The sequence below is a fragment of the Nonomuraea sp. NPDC003214 genome (genome assembly GCF_053590035.1).
Genome location: NZ_JBSFSX010000001.1, coordinates 929,724 through 946,093, shown reverse-complemented (window position 1 = coordinate 946,093; position 16,370 = coordinate 929,724). Strand labels below are relative to the sequence as shown.

The window sequence follows — 16,370 nt, the reverse complement described above, 5'->3', positions numbered from 1 at the left end:
TTCACCGGTCGATGTGGGTGAAGAGCGCTTCCCAGCGGTCGAGCACCGGGTCGAGGCGGAAGTCCTCGGCCCGCTGCCGGGCGGCGGCGCCCAGCCGCCGCCGCTCCGGCGCCGAGCCGATGAGCCGGCCCAGCTCGGCCGCGAAGGCGTCCACGTCCGTCGGCGGGACCAGCGCCGACGCGACCGAGCGCACCCCGCCCGACACGTCGAACGCCACCGCCGGCACCCCGTGCGCGGCCGACTCCAGCAGCACGATCGGCAGCCCCTCGTGCTCGCTCGTGAGGGCGACCAGCGAGGCGTCCCGGTATTCGGCCGGCATCCGCGCGGCTGGCACCCGCCCGCGGAACACCACCCGGTCCGCCACCCCTTCCCGCGCCGCGTGCGCCCGCAGCCGCTCCAGCTCGCCCCCGTCGCCGATCAGGTGCAGCTCCCACGACGGCGGCGCCCCCGACCTGGCGAACGCGGTGATCAGCCGGTCGAACCGCTTGACCCCCTCCAGCCGCCCGACCCCCAGCACCCGGGGCGACGACAGCGGCGACACGGCGTCCGGCCAGGCGGCCAGCGGGTTCGGCAGCGTCCAGGTGTTGGGCAGCAGCGCGTTCTCCGCGAACAGCCACGCATCGTCGTCGCTCAGGAACACCGCCTGGTCCAGACGCGGGTAGTGCTTCCTGATCGAGCCCAGGTGCCAGCAGCCGCGGGCGTGCTCGTACGAGCCGTGATACTGGCCGATCGGACGCAGTGAGCCGGGCAGCAGCCGTGACAGCCGGGTCACCACGCCGGGCGAGGTGAGCACGGCGAAGCCGGGCCGCATCGGGCCGAGCAGCTCGCGCAGCCGGCGGTCGGCGCGCAGCCGGGCCAGGCGTCCCTGCGGCCCGACCGGGGTGCGGCTGATCAGGTGCTGCCGGTAGCGGGGGCGCTCGACGTAGCGGAACGGGGCGTCGGCCCGGTGCAGCCCGACGACGTGCACCTCGTGCCCGCGCCCGGCCAGGCCCTGGGCCAGCGTGTGCGTCACCTGCTGGATGCCGCCCAGCGTGTCGGCGTCCAGGCAGGCGAAGACGACGTTCACCGGGCACCCGCCGCGAAGAAGTCCGCGACGATCCGGGCGGAGGCGTCGCCGCGCTCGTCGGCGCACCACAGCTCGCGGAAGGCGGCGTAGCGGCCGGCGTGGGCGGCGTGCACGGCGGGCAGGTCGCGCAGCGCCGCGACGAGGTCCGCGGTCGTCGTCACGCACGGGCCGGGGGCGATCGACGGCAGGTCGTGGTAGACGCCGCGCTCCGACAGCCGGTAGTCGTCCCAGTCGTCGATGAAGAACAGCATCGGCTTGCCGGTCAGCGCGTAGTCGCACATCACCGACGAGTAGTCCGTCAGCAGGGCGTCGGAGGCCAGCATCAGGTCGTTGATCTCCGGGTACGAGCCGGCCGGGCGGACGAAGTGCCGCAGCCGCTCCGGCGGTTTGTAACGTTCCACCGGATGCGTCCGCAGGATCAGCACCCACTCGTCCGCCAGCTCCCTGGCCATCAGGTCCAGGTCCACCCGGACCGACCGGCCGCTGCCCTTGGCACGGTCGCGGTAGGTGGGCGCGTACAGCAGCACCTTCTTGCCGGGCGGGATCTCCAGCCGCTCGCGCACCCCGTCGGCGCACGCCCCGCGCACCAGCGCGTCGCAGCGCGGCGTGCCGCAGCGGTAGACGCGGCCGGTGTAGCCGTTGGAGGGCAGGAAGCAGCGCGAGAACTCGGCGCTCGGCGACACGAGCGCGTCCCACCGGGCGACCGCCCGCCGCCACTGGGCGCGCGGCCCGTCGAAGTCGCCGCGCAGGTCCGGCGCGTCGAAGCCGATCGACTTGATGCCCTGCCCGTGCCACGTCTGCAGGTAGCGGGTGCGGCGCGGCTTGGGATAATCGAGCGGGAAGCCGTGGCTGTCGACCCAGTAGCCGGCCCTGGCCATCGTCCAGACGTAGGCCCAGCTTCCGCGCCTGACCAGCCGCACGTCGGGCGGGAAGTTGCCGCGCCCCCTGGCCACCGACCACACCGCCTCGATCGGCAGGCCGCTGCGGCGCAGCTCCTCGTAGATGGCGCGCGGGCTGCCCGTGTAGCCCTTGCCGACGTCGGCCTCGAACAGCGCCAGGTCCCTGCGCTGCGGCACCACCTTGATCAGGGCCTTGTAGACGCGCAGCTTCAGCTTCGGCGTGCTCAGCCGCTTCAGCAGCCTGCGCCTGATCCGGCGCAGCAGCGACCGGGCGGAGACGGCCCGCACGCACAGGTACGCCGCGTAGCCCTCGGCCTTGACCGTGCCGCCGGGCAGCTCGATCGGCTTCATCGCCGGGTCGACCAGCAGCCGGTCGGTGGTGGTGTGGCCGTCGGCGACCCGGGTGAACCCGATGCGCGGCTCGCACCGGCCCCTGGGTGTGAAGACGATCTGGCTCACGTACGCGCACTCGCCCGACGGCTGCGGGCTGATCGGCACCTTCTCGCCGCCCAACCGCAGGAACGCCTTCCACTCCACCGGCAGCACGCCGAACGGGTCGTAGGTGTGCACGGTCATCCGGACCCGGTCGCCGTCCTGGCCGATCTCGGTCACCTCGTGCCGCAGCCGGCTGGCCGAGTACGGCAGCTCGGCCAGCCGCAGGTCCGTGATGTCCATGCCCGGCGTGGCCGTCGTGCCCCAGTACGTCCGGCCGCCGACCTGCACGGCGGCCCGCGGCGGCGCCCCCGCTCCGGTGAGCGACCCGGCGGCGATGCGCAGGTCGTCCACCCGGTCGTCGAGGATGAGCCGGCAGCAGACCCGGTCCATCGGCTCCACCCGGTCGAACACCTCGGGCGCGATCTCCTCCAGGTACGGCCGGACGACCGCGGCGAACTCCTTGACCCACACCCGGTCCATCGTGGGCAGCGGGTTCAGGTAGACGCGCAGGTCCTGGCGCAGGAACCGGTACTGGCGGGCGGGCACCAGGTCGGCGGCGCCGTGCTCGCGCAGGATGTCGTCGCTCAGCCGGGCGGCGACGACCCGGTGGCGCACGTTGTCCATGTCCTTGATGCTCAGCGAGATCGACGTGCCGCCGCGCGCCCGGTGCCAGTGGTAGACCACCCACGGCACGACGGCGAAGCGTCGCGCCAGCGCGTACAGCTCGGTGGCGAACACGTGGTCCTCGTAGTGGATGTCCTCCGGGAAGCGCAGCAGGTTGTCACGCAGGAAGCGCACGTCGTAGAGCTTGTTGGTGCTGAAGGAGTCCAGGAACAGCTCGGGCTCCTCGCGGATGCCCTCGACGACCCGCCGCCGGGCGAACAGCGTCGGATAGTACGGCTTGAGCCGGCCGCTGGACTCGTACAGCCGGGAGATCTGGCCGGACACGAAGTCGGCCCCGGTCCGCTCGATCTCGGTCAGCAGGCTCTTGCAGGCGTGCCGGGGCAGCTCGTCGTCGCTGTCGAGGAACATCACGTACGGCGCGGCGGCGGCGTCGAGGCCGTCGTTCCTGGGGGCGCCGCAGCCGCCGCTGTTGACCTCGCGGCGCAGGTAGCGGACGCGGGGATCGGCTCTCATCAGCTCGGCGGCCACGCGGGGCGTGCCGTCGGTGCTGGCGTCGTCGGAGATGATCACTTCCAGGTCGCGCAGCGACTGCCGCAGCACGGAACGCACCGCCCTGGGCAGGCGGGCCGCGTCGTTGTAGGTGATCACGACAACGGTGCAAGCCGGCATGCCATCCCCCCGAGTGTCACGACGTGGGGGTAGGCATGCCCGCAGGATTCTGGATGTGTCCGGACTTGATGGGGTTTTTGCCTAAAATCACCGCATAAGGCGACGAATCGCCCAGACGATCAGCGCCAGCACGGCCAGCGCGCCCAGGACCGGCGCCACCCGCTTGATCAGCGGCGCCCCGGCGACCTCCAGCAGGTCGAGCGCCTCCTCGTCCGCGCTCAGCGCCGTCCGCGCCGTCCCCGCGGGCCTGGCCGGGCTCTCCACCGCCTCCTCCGGGACGGCGGCCAGATGCCGCTCACCCGGCCCGGGAGCCTGAGGTTCCGGAGACTCGGCGATCTCCGGGGCCGCCGGCTCGGTGAGCAGGTCGGCCAGGTTGGCGGCGAACCGGTCGATGAGCTTGCCGCCCACCTCCGCCATCACGCCGCGCCCGAACTGCGCCGGCCGCCCCGTGACGTTGAACGACGTCTCCACCGCGACCGACGTCGAGCCGTCGCCCGGCGTCAGCCGCGCCTTGACCGTCGCCGACGCCGTGCCCGAGCCGCGCGCCTCCTTGCCCGACGCCCGCAGGGTCAGCGTGTGCGCGTCCTTGTCCACGTCCTCGAACCGGGCGGTGCCCCGGTAGGTGACGGTGATCGGCCCGACCTTGACCTTCATCCTGCCGGTGAACTCTTCGCCCTCGAAGATGTCCAGCGTCGCCCCCGGCAGGCACGGCGCGACCCGCTCGACGTCGAGCAGCACCGCCCACGCCTGCTCGACGGGGACCGGGACCGTGAACTCGTGCTCGAACCGCATCGCCATCGATCCGCTCCTTCCCGACTGGTTGCGAGCGTACGTCCCGTGGGGGCGACCCGGAAGGGCGTCGCCCCCACGGGACGCGGGCTCAGGGAGCCCCGGCGGCCGTGCGGACCGCGCGATGCGTCAGCACCCTGGCCAGGTGCCGCCGGTAGTCCGGCTGGGCGTGCAGGTCGGCCGGCGGCGCCGTGCCCTCCGCCGCCTCCCCGCACGCCTGCCGTACCTGGTCGCCCAGCTCGGCGCCCTGGAGCGCCGACTCGGCGGCGCGGGCCCGCAGCGGCGTCGGCGCCATGTTGGCCAGCCCGATCCTGGCCTCCTGGATCGCGCCGTTCGTGCGACGGACCGCGACGGCCACGCCGACGATCGGCCACGCCTGCGCCGTGCGATGGAACTTCTCGTAGTGGAAGCCCCACCCGTCACCCAGCTTGGGGATCTTCACGCCGGTCAGGATCTCGCCCGGCAGCAGCGCCGACTCCAGGTAGTCGACGAAGAACCGGGCCGCCGGGATCTCCCGCTCGCCGCCGGCCGAGCGCGCGACGAACACGCCGTCCAGCGCCAGCACCACGGCCGGCAGGTCGCCCGCCGGGTCCGCGTGCGCCAGCGAGCCGCCGAACGTCCCGCGGTGCCGCACCGCCGGATCGGCCACCGTGGCCGTCGCGAGCGCCACCAGCGGGCAGCCCTCGCGCACCACCGGCGAGCGCATGACCTCGTCGTGCGTGGTCATGGCGCCGACGAACACGTGGTCGCCCCGGTCGTGCGCGCCCGCCAGCTCCGGCAGCCGCGCCACGTCGACCAGCTTGGACGGGTACGCCAGCCGCAGCCGCAGCAACGGCAGCAGCGACTGCCCGCCGGCCAGGACCTTCGTGTCCTCGTCCGAGGCCAGCTCCCGGAACGCCTGGTCCAGCGAGTCCGGGCGGACGTAGTCGAACTGGGCCGGGATCATGACCGCGCTCCTTCCAGCGCCCGCCAGACGCGCTCGGGCGTGCACGGCATCGCCACGTCATGGATGCCGTGCGGGCGCAGCGCGTCCACGACGGCGTTGACCACGGCCGGGGTCGAGGCGATGCAGCCCGCCTCGCCCACGCCCTTGGCGCCCAGCGGGTTGCCGGTCGCCGGGGTCTCGGTCCGGTCGGTGACGAAGTCCGGCAGGTCGGCCGCCGACGGCAGCAGGTAGTCGGCCAGCGTGCTGGTCAGCAGGTTGCCGTCCGCGTCGTACACCGCCTCCTCGAACAGCGCCTGCCCGATCCCCTGGGCGATGCCGCCGTGCACCTGGCCCTCGACGATGAGCGGGTTCACCACCTTGCCGACGTCGTCCACGGCCACGTACGAGCGGATTCTCGTCAGGCCCGTCTCGGTGTCGACCTCGACCGCGCACAGGTGGGTGCCGTGCGGGAAGGAGTAGTTGTCCGGGTCGTAGGTCGCCTCGGAGTCCAGCCGCGCCTCCACCCCGTCGGGCAGGTCGTGCGCGGTGAACGCGGCGAAGGCCAGCTCCTGGATCGTCGCGCGCGCGTCGGTGCCGCGCACCGTGAACGCGCCCCCGGCGAACTCCAGGTCGTCCGGCGCGCACTCCAGCACGTGGGCGGCCAGCTTGCGGGCCTTCTCCCTGACCTTCTCGCACGCCTGGAGCACCGCCACGCCGCCGATCACCAGCGACCGCGAGCCGTAGGTGTCCATGCCCTTGTGCGCGATGGCCGTGTCGCCGTGGATGACCGTGATGTCGTCGAACGGCACGCCCAGCGCGTCGGCCGCGATCTGGCTCCATGCCGTCACGTGCCCCTGGCCGTGCGGCGACGTGCCCGTGATCACCTCCACCTTGCCGGTCGGCAGCATGCGTACCGCGCCGTGCTCCCAGCCGCCCGCCGCGTACCGCGCCTCCTTCAGCAGCCGCGACGGGGCCAGCCCGCACATCTCCGTGTACGTGCTGACGCCGATGCCTAGCTGCACCGGGTCCCCCCGGTCCCGCCGGTCGGCCTGTTCGGCGCGCAGCTTGTCGTAGCCGAACAGCGCCATCGCCTTGTCCGTGGCCGCCTCGTAGTTGCCGGAGTCGTAGGTCAGGCCGGAGATCGTCGTGTACGGGAACTCCTCGTGCCTGATCCAGTTGCGCCGCCGCACCTCCAGCGGGTCGGCCTTGAGCTCGGCGGCCAGCTCGTCCATGATCCGCTCGATGCCGAACGTCGCCTCGGGCCGGCCCGCGCCCCGGTAGGCGTCCGTGGGCATCTTCGTGGTGAACACGCCCGTGCAGCCGAACTCGTAGGCGTCCATCTTGTAGATCGCGTTGAACATCGACGCGCCCAGCAGCGGGACGCCGGGCGTGAGCAGCATCAGGTACGCGCCCATGTCGGCCAGCAGCTCCACGCGCAGGCCGCGGATCCGGCCGTCGGCGTCGGCCGCGAGCTTGACGCGCTGCACCTGGCCGCGGCCGTGATGCACGGTCAGGTTGCCCTCGGAGCGAGACTCGTTCCACTTGACCGGCCTGCCGAGCCGGCGGGTGAGCAGCAGGCAGAGCACCTCCTCGGCGGTGACCTGCAGCTTCGAGCCGAACCCGCCGCCCACGTCCGGGGCGATCACACGGATCTTGTGCTCCGGGATGCCGGTGGTCAGTGCCAGCATCACCCGCAGCACGTGCGGGATCTGCGTCGCCGTCCAGACCGTGTACGAGTCGCCGTCCGTGCTGGCCAGCACCGCCCTCGGCTCCATCGCCGCCGGGATGAGCCGCTGCTGGTGGTAGGTGCGCTCGATGACGATCGGGGCGTCGTGGAAGGCCGCGTCGACGTCGCCCGAGGTGACCTTCATCGTGTACGCCTGGTTGCCCGACTCGTGCACCTTCGGGCTGTCCGGCGCCAGCGCCTCCTCCAGGTCGACCACGGCCGGCAGCGGCTCGTAGTCGACCTCGATCGCCTCCAGCGCGTCGGCCGCCAGGTAGCGGTCGGTGGCGACCACGCACGCCACCGCCTCGCCCACGTAGCGGACCTCCGACACGGCCATCGGCGGATGGTCCGGGATCACGATGTCCTCGGTCACCGGCCACGCGCACGGCAGGCTGCCCTGCTCGGCCGCCAGGTCCTGGCCGCAGAACGCCGCCACCACCCCGGTCATCCCGCGCGCCCCGGACACGTCGACCCGGGTGATCCGCGCGTGCGCCATCGGGCTGCGCAGGAACGCCACGTGCAGCGTCCCCGGCGGGCGCAGGTTGTCGGTCCACTGGGTGCGGCCCGTCAGCAGCCGCGCGTCCTCCTTGCGCCTCCTGGCCCTGCCGACCTCGGTCATGACGTCCTCACCGCCCGCCCCATCTCCTGGGCGCCCCGCCTGACCGCGCGGACGATGTTGCAGTAGCCGGTGCACCGGCACAGGTTGCCCTCCAGGCCCTCCCGGATGGCCTCCTCCGACGGCTCGGGCGTCTCCCTGAGCAGGTCGATCGCCGCCATGACCATGCCGGGCGTGCAGTAGCCGCACTGCAGCGCGTGTTCCTCGTGGAAGGCCCGCTGCATCGGGTGCATCGACCCGTTCGCGCCCAGACCCTCGATCGTGACGACCTCACAGCCGTCGGCCTGCACGGCGAGCACCGAGCAGCTCTTGGCGCTCTTGCCGTCCAGCATCACGGTGCAGGCGCCGCAGTTGCTGGTGTCGCAGCCGACCGGCGTGCCGGTCCTGCCCAGCCGTTCTCGGAGCAGATGGACGAGGAGGAGCCGCGGCTCGACCTCCTCCTCGTACGTGATCCCGTCGACGGTGACGGTGATACGGGGCATACGTCCTCCCTCGGAGCAGGGGGAAAGGCGGACAACGCCAACGTACGCCCGGGTATGTCCCGGTCAAGGGTTACTTACCGCGAACCGCCCTCGCCACGATCGCCACCAGCCCCGCGAACGCCAGCCCCACCACCATCACCGGCAGCAGGACCAGCGAATCCGTGATCGAACCCGTCAGCACCAGGATGCCGAGCACCACGAACAACGACCCGCTCAGCAGCGCCATCCAGTCGGTCCGGTGCAGCCTGCGCGGCCTGTCGAGATCACGCCCCACGGCGCACCTCCAGGTCTCCCACGCCGCCCTTCAGGTTCAGCACGATCGTCGGCGCCTTGCCCTCCGGCTCCACCTCGGGCTCCAGCACCTTGTCGAACTGGACGTCCACGCCGCCACGCAGCGACTGGTCCAGCTTGATGTCACCGATCCGGTTGAACGCGCGCACCTCGACCCGTGCCGTCGGCGGCACGATCACCGCCAGCTCGCCCACCGCGATCGACGCGTCGAACGTCACCTTCGCCCCCGGCTCCAGCCGCAGCTCCGACAGGTCCAGCTTGCCGTCGCCCACTCCCGCGTCGTACACCCGGTTCGACTCCGCCGGGTTCGTCACATGCCATACGGACTCGCCGACCTTGGCCGGCAGGCCGCCGAACATCATGCCCACCCCGATCAGCAGCGTCACCAGCGTGCCCGCCGCCACCAGGCCCGCGCCCCGGCCCCACCAGGCCGCGATCAGCAGGCCGGCGCCGATGGTCACCAGCACCGCGCCCGCGACCAGCGTGGGCTGCACGCCCGAGGGTGATGCGGCCTGCACCGCCACGAGGATCCCTCCAATGATCGTTGCCAGCGCCATGGTGATGGCGCCGATGTACGACTTCGGCCGCCGCTCCCGCGGCACCGGCCGGCGGTACAGCGCCGGGTCGTAGGGCGAGTAGCCGCCGCCGCGCCGCGCCGGGTCGAGCGGCTGGTAGGAGCCGTAGCGCGACTCGTACGGGCCGTGCGGGGCGAACGGCTCCCCGTACGCGGGGTGCGCCGCCGTCCGCCGCCCCGGGTCGGTCGTGGGGTGCTCGGCTCGGGGTCGCGCCGCCGTCGGCACCGCGTACGCCGCCGTCTTGGCGAACGGCGCCTCGTCCTCCAGCAGCCGCCGCGCCTCCGGATCCCGCCGGGCCCGCCGCTCCTCGGTGTTCGCCGCGCGCTCCTCCCGAGCCTCCTCGGCGGGCGCGCTCTCCGTAGCGGGGGCGACCGGCGCGGCCGTCTCCTCGGGGAGGTCGGCCCGTACCGTCTCGGCGGCGGGCGCCTCCTGCTCGGACGGGACGTCCTCCTCGACGGCGGGCGCGCTCTTCACGGAGGGGGCGTCCGCCGGGGGAGCGGCGGCGGCCGGGCGGGGGGAGTCGTCGGACGTGGCGAGGCCGTCCGGGCGCGGACGGCGGTTGAGGCGCTCGGGCATGGAGCGGGCGAGCGCCAGCAGGTCGACGCCGCTGGTGTGCGCAGCCAGCAGGGCGATGGCCAGGAACAGCCCGACGACCAGCGTCCCGGCGCCGAGCCAGACGGTGGAGAGGTTGAGCACGAGCCCGAGCGCGAGCACGGCCGTCAGCAGCGCCAGCACCGTGTCGGCGTCGAAGTCGCGGCGGGTCCACTGCTCGATGATCCCCGGCTTCCCGTTGGGCTCCTTCATCAGCATGAACGCCGCAATGTACAGGATGAACCCGATCCCGGATCCGAACATCAGCACCGCGAAGCCGACCCGGAACACGACCGGGTCGACGCCGGTGTGCCGGCCCAGGCCGGCGCACACTCCCATGAGGAATCGTCCCTCGTTGCTGCGGCGCAGCGTGGCAGGGGGAGCGGCCGGTTCCCTGGGCGGTGCTTCTGTCATGCCACCATCGTCGCTCACCTGCGAAGGCGGTCGCATCGGGGAGACCCCTGACCCGACCCGGGGGTTGTTCCCTGATGCCCGCGATGCCCGCGACGTGTGACTATGGCGATGTTATGGCTGACCAGAAGACTCTCGCCGAGCCGGGCCCGGGCGCCGACGCGCCGTATCGCAGGATGACACGTCCCTTGGAGGGCCGTCTCGTCAGCGGTGTCGCCCACGGGCTCGCCACGCAGCTCAAGCTCGATCCCGTGGTGATCAGGCTGATGTTCGTGCTGCTCAGCGTCGTGGAGGGGGTCGGGGTGGTCGCGTACGCGGTGCTCTGGATGCTCACGCCGCAGCAGCCGAACGAGGGCCGCCCGGTGCCGGCCCGTGACTGGAGCCAGCTTGCCGCGTTCGCCGCGATCGGGGTGGCGTTGCTGGCGTTCGGCTGGTTGACGGGCGCGTCGCAGGGCGGGATCGGCATGCTGCCGTTCGCGGTGGGCGGCATCGGCACGATCATCCTGTGGCAGCAGGCCGATCCGGAGCGCCGCAAGCACTGGGTGAGCGGGGCGACCCGGAGCATCAGGAAGAACCGGGTGCGTACGCTGCTGGGCGTGCTGCTGGTGATCGTCGGCGCGATCGGGTTCCTGCTGGTGGAGGGGCAGTTCCAGCAGGCGCGGCCGGGGCTGATGTTCACGGCGGTGGTGGTCGGCGGGCTCGCGGTGATCGCGGCCCCGTGGCTGGCCGGGCTGTGGAAGGAGCTGCAGCTCGAACGGCGCGAGCGCATCCGGCAGGAGGAGCGCGCCGAGGTGGCGGCGATGGTGCACGACTCGGTGCTGCACACGCTGACGCTCATCCAGCGGGTCGCGCACGATCCGCGCGAGGTGGCCAGGCTGGCCCGCTCGCAGGAGCGCGAGCTGCGCAACTGGCTGTACCAGCCGGCCCAGGACGCGGACGCGACGCTGGCGGCGGCGGTGCGCCGGATCGCGGCCGAGGAGGAGGACGCGCACGGCGTGCCGATCGAGGTGGTGTGCGTGGGCGACATCGACCTCGACGCGCAGGGCAGGCTGGGCGCGATGCTCAAGGCGGCCAGGCAGGCGATGGTCAACGCGGCCAAATACTCTGAGAGTCCGTCCATTTCCGTCTATGCGGAGGTGGAGGGTGAAGAGACGACGATTTTCGTGAAGGATCGCGGTAAGGGGTTCGAGCTCGATGCGGTGCCGCTGGACCGGATGGGCATCAGGGAGTCCATCATCGGCAGAATGGAACGCCACGGCGGCACGGCGCGCGTTCGGACCGAGCCGGGTGAGGGCACGGAAGTGATGTTGACCATGAAGGTGGAAAAGCCATGACGCGCGTGCTGATCGTCGACGACCATCGGCTGTTCCGCTCGGGGGTGCGGGCCGAGCTGGGCGACTCGATCGAGGTCGTGGGCGAGGCCGAGGACGTCGACACGGCGGTCAAGGCGATCGCCGACCTGCAGCCGGACGTGGTGCTCCTGGACGTGCACATGCCCGGCGGGGGCGGCCAGGAGGTGCTGCGCCGGGTGCTGGGCGCGGGCTCCCAGGTGCGTTTCCTCGCCCTCTCGGTCTCCGACGCGGCCGAGGACGTGATCGGCGTGATCCGGGGCGGCGCCCGGGGTTACGTCACCAAGAACATCAGCGGCAAGGAGCTCACCGACGCGATCCGGCGGGTGGCCGACGGCGACGCGGTGTTCTCGCCGAGGCTGGCGGGCTTCGTGCTGGACGCCTTCGCCTCGTCGGAGGCGCCGTCCATCGACCCGGAGCTCGACTCGCTCACCCAGCGGGAGCGGGAGGTGCTGCGGCTCATCGCGCGCGGCTACGCGTACAAGGAGATCGCCAAGGAGCTGTTCATCTCCGTGAAGACGGTCGAGACGCACGTGTCGTCGGTGCTGCGCAAGCTGCAGCTGTCCAACCGTCACGAGCTCTCCCGCTGGGCGACGGCGCGCCGCCTGGTGTGACAGCCCGCCGCGACGCTGGTGTCGCGGCCCGCCGCGTGCGACATTGCCAAGTATGGGCAGGGACGTGCCGGTGGTGGTGTTCAGCCGGGAGGACCGGCGGGCGTACCGGGAGAAGGTGCGCCGATGCCTCGACGTGTTCGCGCAGCTGCTGCGCGAGTCGCGCTTCGAGGACGACCGGCCGCTGGCCGGGCTGGAGATCGAGCTCAACATCGTGGACGCCGACGGCGAGGCGGCCATGCGCAACGCCGAGGTGCTGGCGGCGATCGAGCGGCCCGACTGGGCCACGGAGCTGGGCCAGTTCAACGTCGAGATCAACGTCGAGCCGCAGGACCTGGGCGGTGACGGGGCGCGGCGGCTGGAGGACGACGTGCGCGCCCGGCTCAACCACGCCGAGGAGCGCGCCAGGTCGCGGGGCGGGCACCTGGTGCTGATCGGCATCCTGCCGACGCTGCGTGAGCAGGACATCGGCGAGGGCACGCTGTCGGCCAACCCGCGCTACCGGCTGCTGAACGAGCAGATCTTCGCGGCCCGGGGTGAGGATCTGCACCTGTGCATCGAGGGCGTCGAGCGGCTCGACACCCACGCCGACAGCCTGGCGCCCGAGGCGGCCTGCACGAGCGTGCAACTGCACCTCCAGGTGAGCCCGGCGGAGTTCGCGGCGCACTGGAACGCGGCCCAGGCGATCGCGGGCCCGCAGGTGGCGGTGGCGGCGAACGCGCCCTACCTGTTCGGCAGGGAGCTGCACCGCGAGACCAGGATCGCGCTGTTCGAGCAGGCCACCGACACCCGGCCGGACGAGCTGAAGGCGCAGGGGGTGCGGCCGCGCGTGTGGTTCGGCGAGCGGTGGATCACGAGCGTGTTCGACCTGTTCGAGGAGAACGTCCGCTACTACCCGGCGCTGCTGCCGCTGTGCGAGGAGGAGGACCCGCGCGCGGAGCTGGCGGCGGGCCGCGTCCCGGCGCTGCACGAGCTGACCCTGCACAACGGCACCGTCTACCGGTGGAACCGGCCGGTGTACGCGGTGGTGGACGGCACGCCGCACCTGCGGGTGGAGAACCGGGTGCTGCCCGCCGGGCCGACGGTGCTCGACATCGCGGCCAACGCCGCCTTCTACTACGGCCTGATGCGCGTCCTGCCGCACGCCGAGCGGCCGATCTGGAGCCGGATGTCGTTCGCCGCCGCCGAGGACAACCTGACCGCCGCCGCCCGCCACGGCCTGGACGCCCGCCTCTACTGGCCCGGCGTGGGCGAGGTCCCCGCGGCCGAGCTGATCCTGCGCAGGCTGCTGCCGATGGCCCGCGAGGGGCTGGCGCGGAGGGGCGTGGACGAGGCGGTGGCCGGCCGGCTGCTGGACGTCATCGAGGGCCGCTGCCTCACCGGCCGCACGGGCGCGACCTGGCAGGTGGACAAGGTGCGGGCGCTCGGCGGCGACCGGCACGAGGCGCTGCGCAGGATGACGCTGGAGTACATCGAGCGCATGCACACGAATGATCCCGTGCACACCTGGGCAGTCTGAGCGTCGTGACCTCCTCCCGCCGGCTGCTGCCCCTGGCGCTGATCGCCGTCCTGCTCACCGCCTGCGGCGTCCTCGACGTGCCCTCCCGTGACACGCGCGGCGCCGACTCCTTCGCCGACGACGTGCTCGGGGCCAGGACGCTGACCGAGGAGTTCTGGAAGCAGCAGTTCGCCGCCGCCGGGCGCACCTACAGGCCGGTGACCGGCTTCGTCCCCTACTCGGCGGGCGGCGGCCCGAGCTGCGGCGGCGAGCCCGCCGTGCCCGCCAACGCCTTCTACTGCCCGATCGGCCACTTCATCGCCTTCGACCAGGACTGGATGGCGGGCCTGTGGAGCGAGATGGGCGACGGCTCGGTCTACCTGATCATCCCGCACGAGTTCGGCCACGCCGTGCAGGCGCAGCTCCGCACCGAGTTCCAGCTCAACATCCAGGCCGAGCTGCAGGCCGACTGCTACGCGGGCGGCACGCTGAAAGCGCTGATCGACTCCGGCGCGCTGACGGCCGAGCCGGGTGACGAGGACGAGCTGCTGCTCAACCTGGCCGCCGCCGGCGACCCCACCGACGACTGGCTCGACCCGGCCGCCCACGGCACCGCCGAACAGCGCCAGCGCTCCTTCGCCACGGGTTACACGCGCGGCGTGGGGGCCTGCTGAGGTTGTACGCGCGTGTCAACCCAGAGGATGATGCGACCGATCATGCGCGCGGCATAGCGTTGGCCCATGCCATTGGAGGAGATCGGCTGGCTGCGCAGGGGCGCCTGCAAGTCCAGCGACCCCGAGCTGTTCTTCCCGCTCGCGCCCTCACCCGTCCAGGAGGCGCGGGCCAAGGCCGTCTGCGCGTCCTGCAAGGTCCTGGCCGAGTGCCGCTCCTATGCGCTGAAGGCCGGCGAGGCCGACGGCATCTGGGGCGGCATGACCCCGGAGGAGCGCCGCCGCACCCGCTTCCCGGCGGGCTGGCGCAACTCCGCGGCCTCCTGACGCCACGTAGCCTCTAAGGGTGCTGCTTCGCTCGATCGCCGTGCTCGCTGCGGCCAACGTCCTCAACAACAAGGTCGCGCCACGGCTGGGGCCGCTCACCTCGGCCGCCGCGACGGCCGCGTTAGTCGCGATGGCCCGCAGCTCCGGCGTGTCGTGGCGGGAGCTCGGCTTCGAGCGCGGCCGTCGCGGCGCGCTCGTCGGCGGCGCGCTCGCGGCCTCCGTCGTGGCGGTCTACTCGGCCGGCATCAGCATGCGCCGCACCCGCCCGTTCTTCCACGACGAGCGGGCGCTCTCGCTCTCCCGCGCCCGCGTCCTGGAGGAGGCGCTGGTCCAGGTGCCGTTCGGCACGGTCCTGCTGGAGGAGGTCGGCTTCCGCGGCGCCCTCTACGGGATGCTGCGCCGCTCTCACGGCACCGCCACGGCCACCGCGGTGTCGTCGGCGCTGTTCGGGCTCTGGCACATCCTGCCCGCGATCGACATGGCCCGCGCCAACCCGGCGCTCGGCGCGCTGGCCGCTGGGGAGTCGCCCGCCCACCTCGACACGGCCCGGGTGGTGGCGGGCAGCGTGCTGTCGACGGCCGTGGCCGGGGTGCTGTTCAGCGAGCTGCGGCGGCACAACGGCCTGCTCGCCCCCGCCATGCTGCACCTGGCGACCAACTCGCTGGGCTACCTGTTCGCCCGCCTCGCGGCCCACCGCACAGGCCACGGTGATCAGGGGTCGCTACCCTTCGCTCATGGTGACGCATGAGCGGGAGATCACGGCTCCCATCGACCTGTGCCTGCCGGACGGTCGGCTCGACCCGGCGGCGGTCGGCTGGACCCGGCGGCCGCTCCACCGGGCCAACCTGCGCGGCTGGGGCCGCACCAAACGCTGGGAATACTGGGGGATCGTCACTCCCACTCACGTGATCGGCGTGGTCGCCTCCTCGCTCGACTACGCGGGCGTGCACGGCCTGTACGTGCTCGACCGGGGCACCGGCCAGGAGACGGCCAAGGACGTGGTGGTGCCGCTGGCCCGCAACACCGCCATGCCGGAGTGCAGCGGCGAGGGCGTCGCGTCGGCGCGGGCGGCGGCGCTGCGGATCGACATCCGCCAGCGGCCCGACGGCACCTCGCTGCGCGGCGTGGCCCCGGGCATCGAGGTCGACCTGGAGATCCCGCTGCCCGACGGGCACGAGGCGCTCGGCGTGGTGGTGCCGTGGAGCCCCACGCGGTTCCAGTACACGCTCAAGGACGTGGGCAGGCCGGTGCGGGGGCGGCTGCGGCTGGTCTCCGGCGAGTACGAGGTGCGCGAGCAGGACTCGTTCGCGGTGCTCGACCACGGCCGGGGGCGCTGGCCGTACTCGGTGGTGTGGAACTGGGCGGCGGGCAGCGCGCCCGGGCGGGCGATCCAGCTCGGCGGCAAGTGGACCGACGGCACCGGCATGACGGAGAACGCGCTGTTCGTCGACGGCCGGCTGCACAAGATCGGCGAGGAGCTGGCCTGGCACTACGACCGCGACGACTGGATGCGGCCGTGGCGGATCACCGGGGCGCGGGTGGAGGCGGAGTTCACGCCGTTCCACGAGAAGGTCGCGCGCACCGAGCTGGGCGTCGTCGGGTCGGAGACGCACCAGTGCTTCGGCCACTTCAGCGGCCGGGCGCAGGCCGACGACGGCGCGTGGATCGAGCTCGACGGCCTGACCGGGTGGGCCGAGGAGGCCCGGCAGCGGTGGTGAGGCGCAGCGCGGCAGGCGCAGCGCCGCGCTGACCGCCCGCACCAGGTCCTCCGGCAGCACTAGCCCCGATTTCCGGGGCTGACCTGCGGCTACGGCG

The 16,370-nt window shown here is 72.7% G+C and carries 15 protein-coding genes; 7 read left to right on the top strand and 8 right to left on the bottom strand.

The genetic code is table 11. The features are described from left to right. Window position 1 precedes the first annotated feature (1 nt). From ACWDXC_RS04350 to ACWDXC_RS04315, 8 genes are all read right to left on the bottom strand, one after another. On the bottom strand, window positions 2-1,066 hold the full coding sequence (locus tag ACWDXC_RS04350) for a glycosyltransferase (RefSeq protein ID WP_449977932.1): 1,065 nt from the start codon (window positions 1,064-1,066) through the stop codon (window positions 2-4). Further along, window positions 1,063-3,672 carry a bifunctional glycosyltransferase/CDP-glycerol:glycerophosphate glycerophosphotransferase gene (locus ACWDXC_RS04345; protein ID WP_449977929.1) on the bottom strand — a complete coding sequence of 870 codons (2,610 nt, stop codon included), beginning with the start codon at window positions 3,670-3,672 and terminating at the stop codon, window positions 1,063-1,065. Before ACWDXC_RS04345 ends, ACWDXC_RS04350 begins: the two co-directional genes overlap by 4 nt. A gap of 108 nt (window positions 3,673-3,780) precedes the next feature. Continuing rightward, window positions 3,781-4,491: an SRPBCC family protein gene (locus tag ACWDXC_RS04340; protein ID WP_219500601.1), complete on the bottom strand. Its 711-nt coding sequence runs from the start codon at window positions 4,489-4,491 to the stop codon at window positions 3,781-3,783. An 82-nt stretch (window positions 4,492-4,573) separates the two neighbouring features. Then, window positions 4,574-5,428 (bottom strand): FAD binding domain-containing protein, encoded by an 855-nt coding sequence (locus tag ACWDXC_RS04335; protein WP_219500603.1) that lies wholly within the window; start codon window positions 5,426-5,428, stop codon window positions 4,574-4,576. Next, entirely contained in the window at window positions 5,425-7,752 is a 2,328-nt protein-coding gene (locus tag ACWDXC_RS04330; protein WP_449977925.1) for a xanthine dehydrogenase family protein molybdopterin-binding subunit, read from the bottom strand. The genes ACWDXC_RS04335 and ACWDXC_RS04330 overlap by 4 nt, the downstream gene beginning before the upstream one ends. Then, window positions 7,749-8,231, bottom strand: coding sequence for a (2Fe-2S)-binding protein (locus ACWDXC_RS04325; RefSeq protein WP_219500606.1), 483 nt, complete (start codon window positions 8,229-8,231; stop codon window positions 7,749-7,751). Before ACWDXC_RS04325 ends, ACWDXC_RS04330 begins: the two co-directional genes overlap by 4 nt. Before the next feature lie 70 nt (window positions 8,232-8,301). Further along, window positions 8,302-8,505 carry a hypothetical protein gene (locus tag ACWDXC_RS04320; RefSeq protein ID WP_449977923.1) on the bottom strand — a complete coding sequence of 68 codons (204 nt, stop codon included), beginning with the start codon at window positions 8,503-8,505 and terminating at the stop codon, window positions 8,302-8,304. Next, window positions 8,495-10,102 carry a PspC domain-containing protein gene (locus ACWDXC_RS04315; protein WP_449977920.1) on the bottom strand — a complete coding sequence of 536 codons (1,608 nt, stop codon included), beginning with the start codon at window positions 10,100-10,102 and terminating at the stop codon, window positions 8,495-8,497. Before ACWDXC_RS04315 ends, ACWDXC_RS04320 begins: the two co-directional genes overlap by 11 nt. Before the next feature lie 113 nt (window positions 10,103-10,215). Between ACWDXC_RS04315 and ACWDXC_RS04310 the strand changes: the two genes are divergently transcribed. The 7 genes from ACWDXC_RS04310 (at window position 10,216) to ACWDXC_RS04280 (ending at window position 16,273) form a co-directional block, all read left to right on the top strand. After that, window positions 10,216-11,433, top strand: coding sequence for an ATP-binding protein (locus ACWDXC_RS04310; RefSeq protein WP_449978174.1), 1,218 nt, complete (start codon window positions 10,216-10,218; stop codon window positions 11,431-11,433). Further along, window positions 11,430-12,062 carry a response regulator gene (locus ACWDXC_RS04305; RefSeq protein ID WP_219500609.1) on the top strand — a complete coding sequence of 211 codons (633 nt, stop codon included), beginning with the start codon at window positions 11,430-11,432 and terminating at the stop codon, window positions 12,060-12,062. Before ACWDXC_RS04310 ends, ACWDXC_RS04305 begins: the two co-directional genes overlap by 4 nt. Window positions 12,063-12,114: 52 nt before the next feature. After that, window positions 12,115-13,578 (top strand): glutamate--cysteine ligase, encoded by a 1,464-nt coding sequence (locus tag ACWDXC_RS04300; RefSeq protein WP_357584310.1) that lies wholly within the window; start codon window positions 12,115-12,117, stop codon window positions 13,576-13,578. 5 nt (window positions 13,579-13,583) lie between these two features. Continuing rightward, window positions 13,584-14,231: a neutral zinc metallopeptidase gene (locus ACWDXC_RS04295; RefSeq protein ID WP_219500611.1), complete on the top strand. Its 648-nt coding sequence runs from the start codon at window positions 13,584-13,586 to the stop codon at window positions 14,229-14,231. A 66-nt stretch (window positions 14,232-14,297) separates the two neighbouring features. Beyond that, on the top strand, window positions 14,298-14,555 hold the full coding sequence (locus ACWDXC_RS04290; RefSeq protein ID WP_219500612.1) for a WhiB family transcriptional regulator: 258 nt from the start codon (window positions 14,298-14,300) through the stop codon (window positions 14,553-14,555). 19 nt (window positions 14,556-14,574) lie between these two features. Further along, the gene (locus ACWDXC_RS04285) at window positions 14,575-15,303 is read left to right on the top strand and encodes a CPBP family intramembrane glutamic endopeptidase (protein WP_219500613.1); all 729 of its coding nucleotides are present in this window, start codon (window positions 14,575-14,577) and stop codon (window positions 15,301-15,303) included. Beyond that, window positions 15,290-16,273 (top strand): DUF2804 domain-containing protein, encoded by a 984-nt coding sequence (locus ACWDXC_RS04280; protein ID WP_449977915.1) that lies wholly within the window; start codon window positions 15,290-15,292, stop codon window positions 16,271-16,273. The genes ACWDXC_RS04285 and ACWDXC_RS04280 overlap by 14 nt, the downstream gene beginning before the upstream one ends. Window positions 16,274-16,370: the final 97 nt, after the last annotated feature.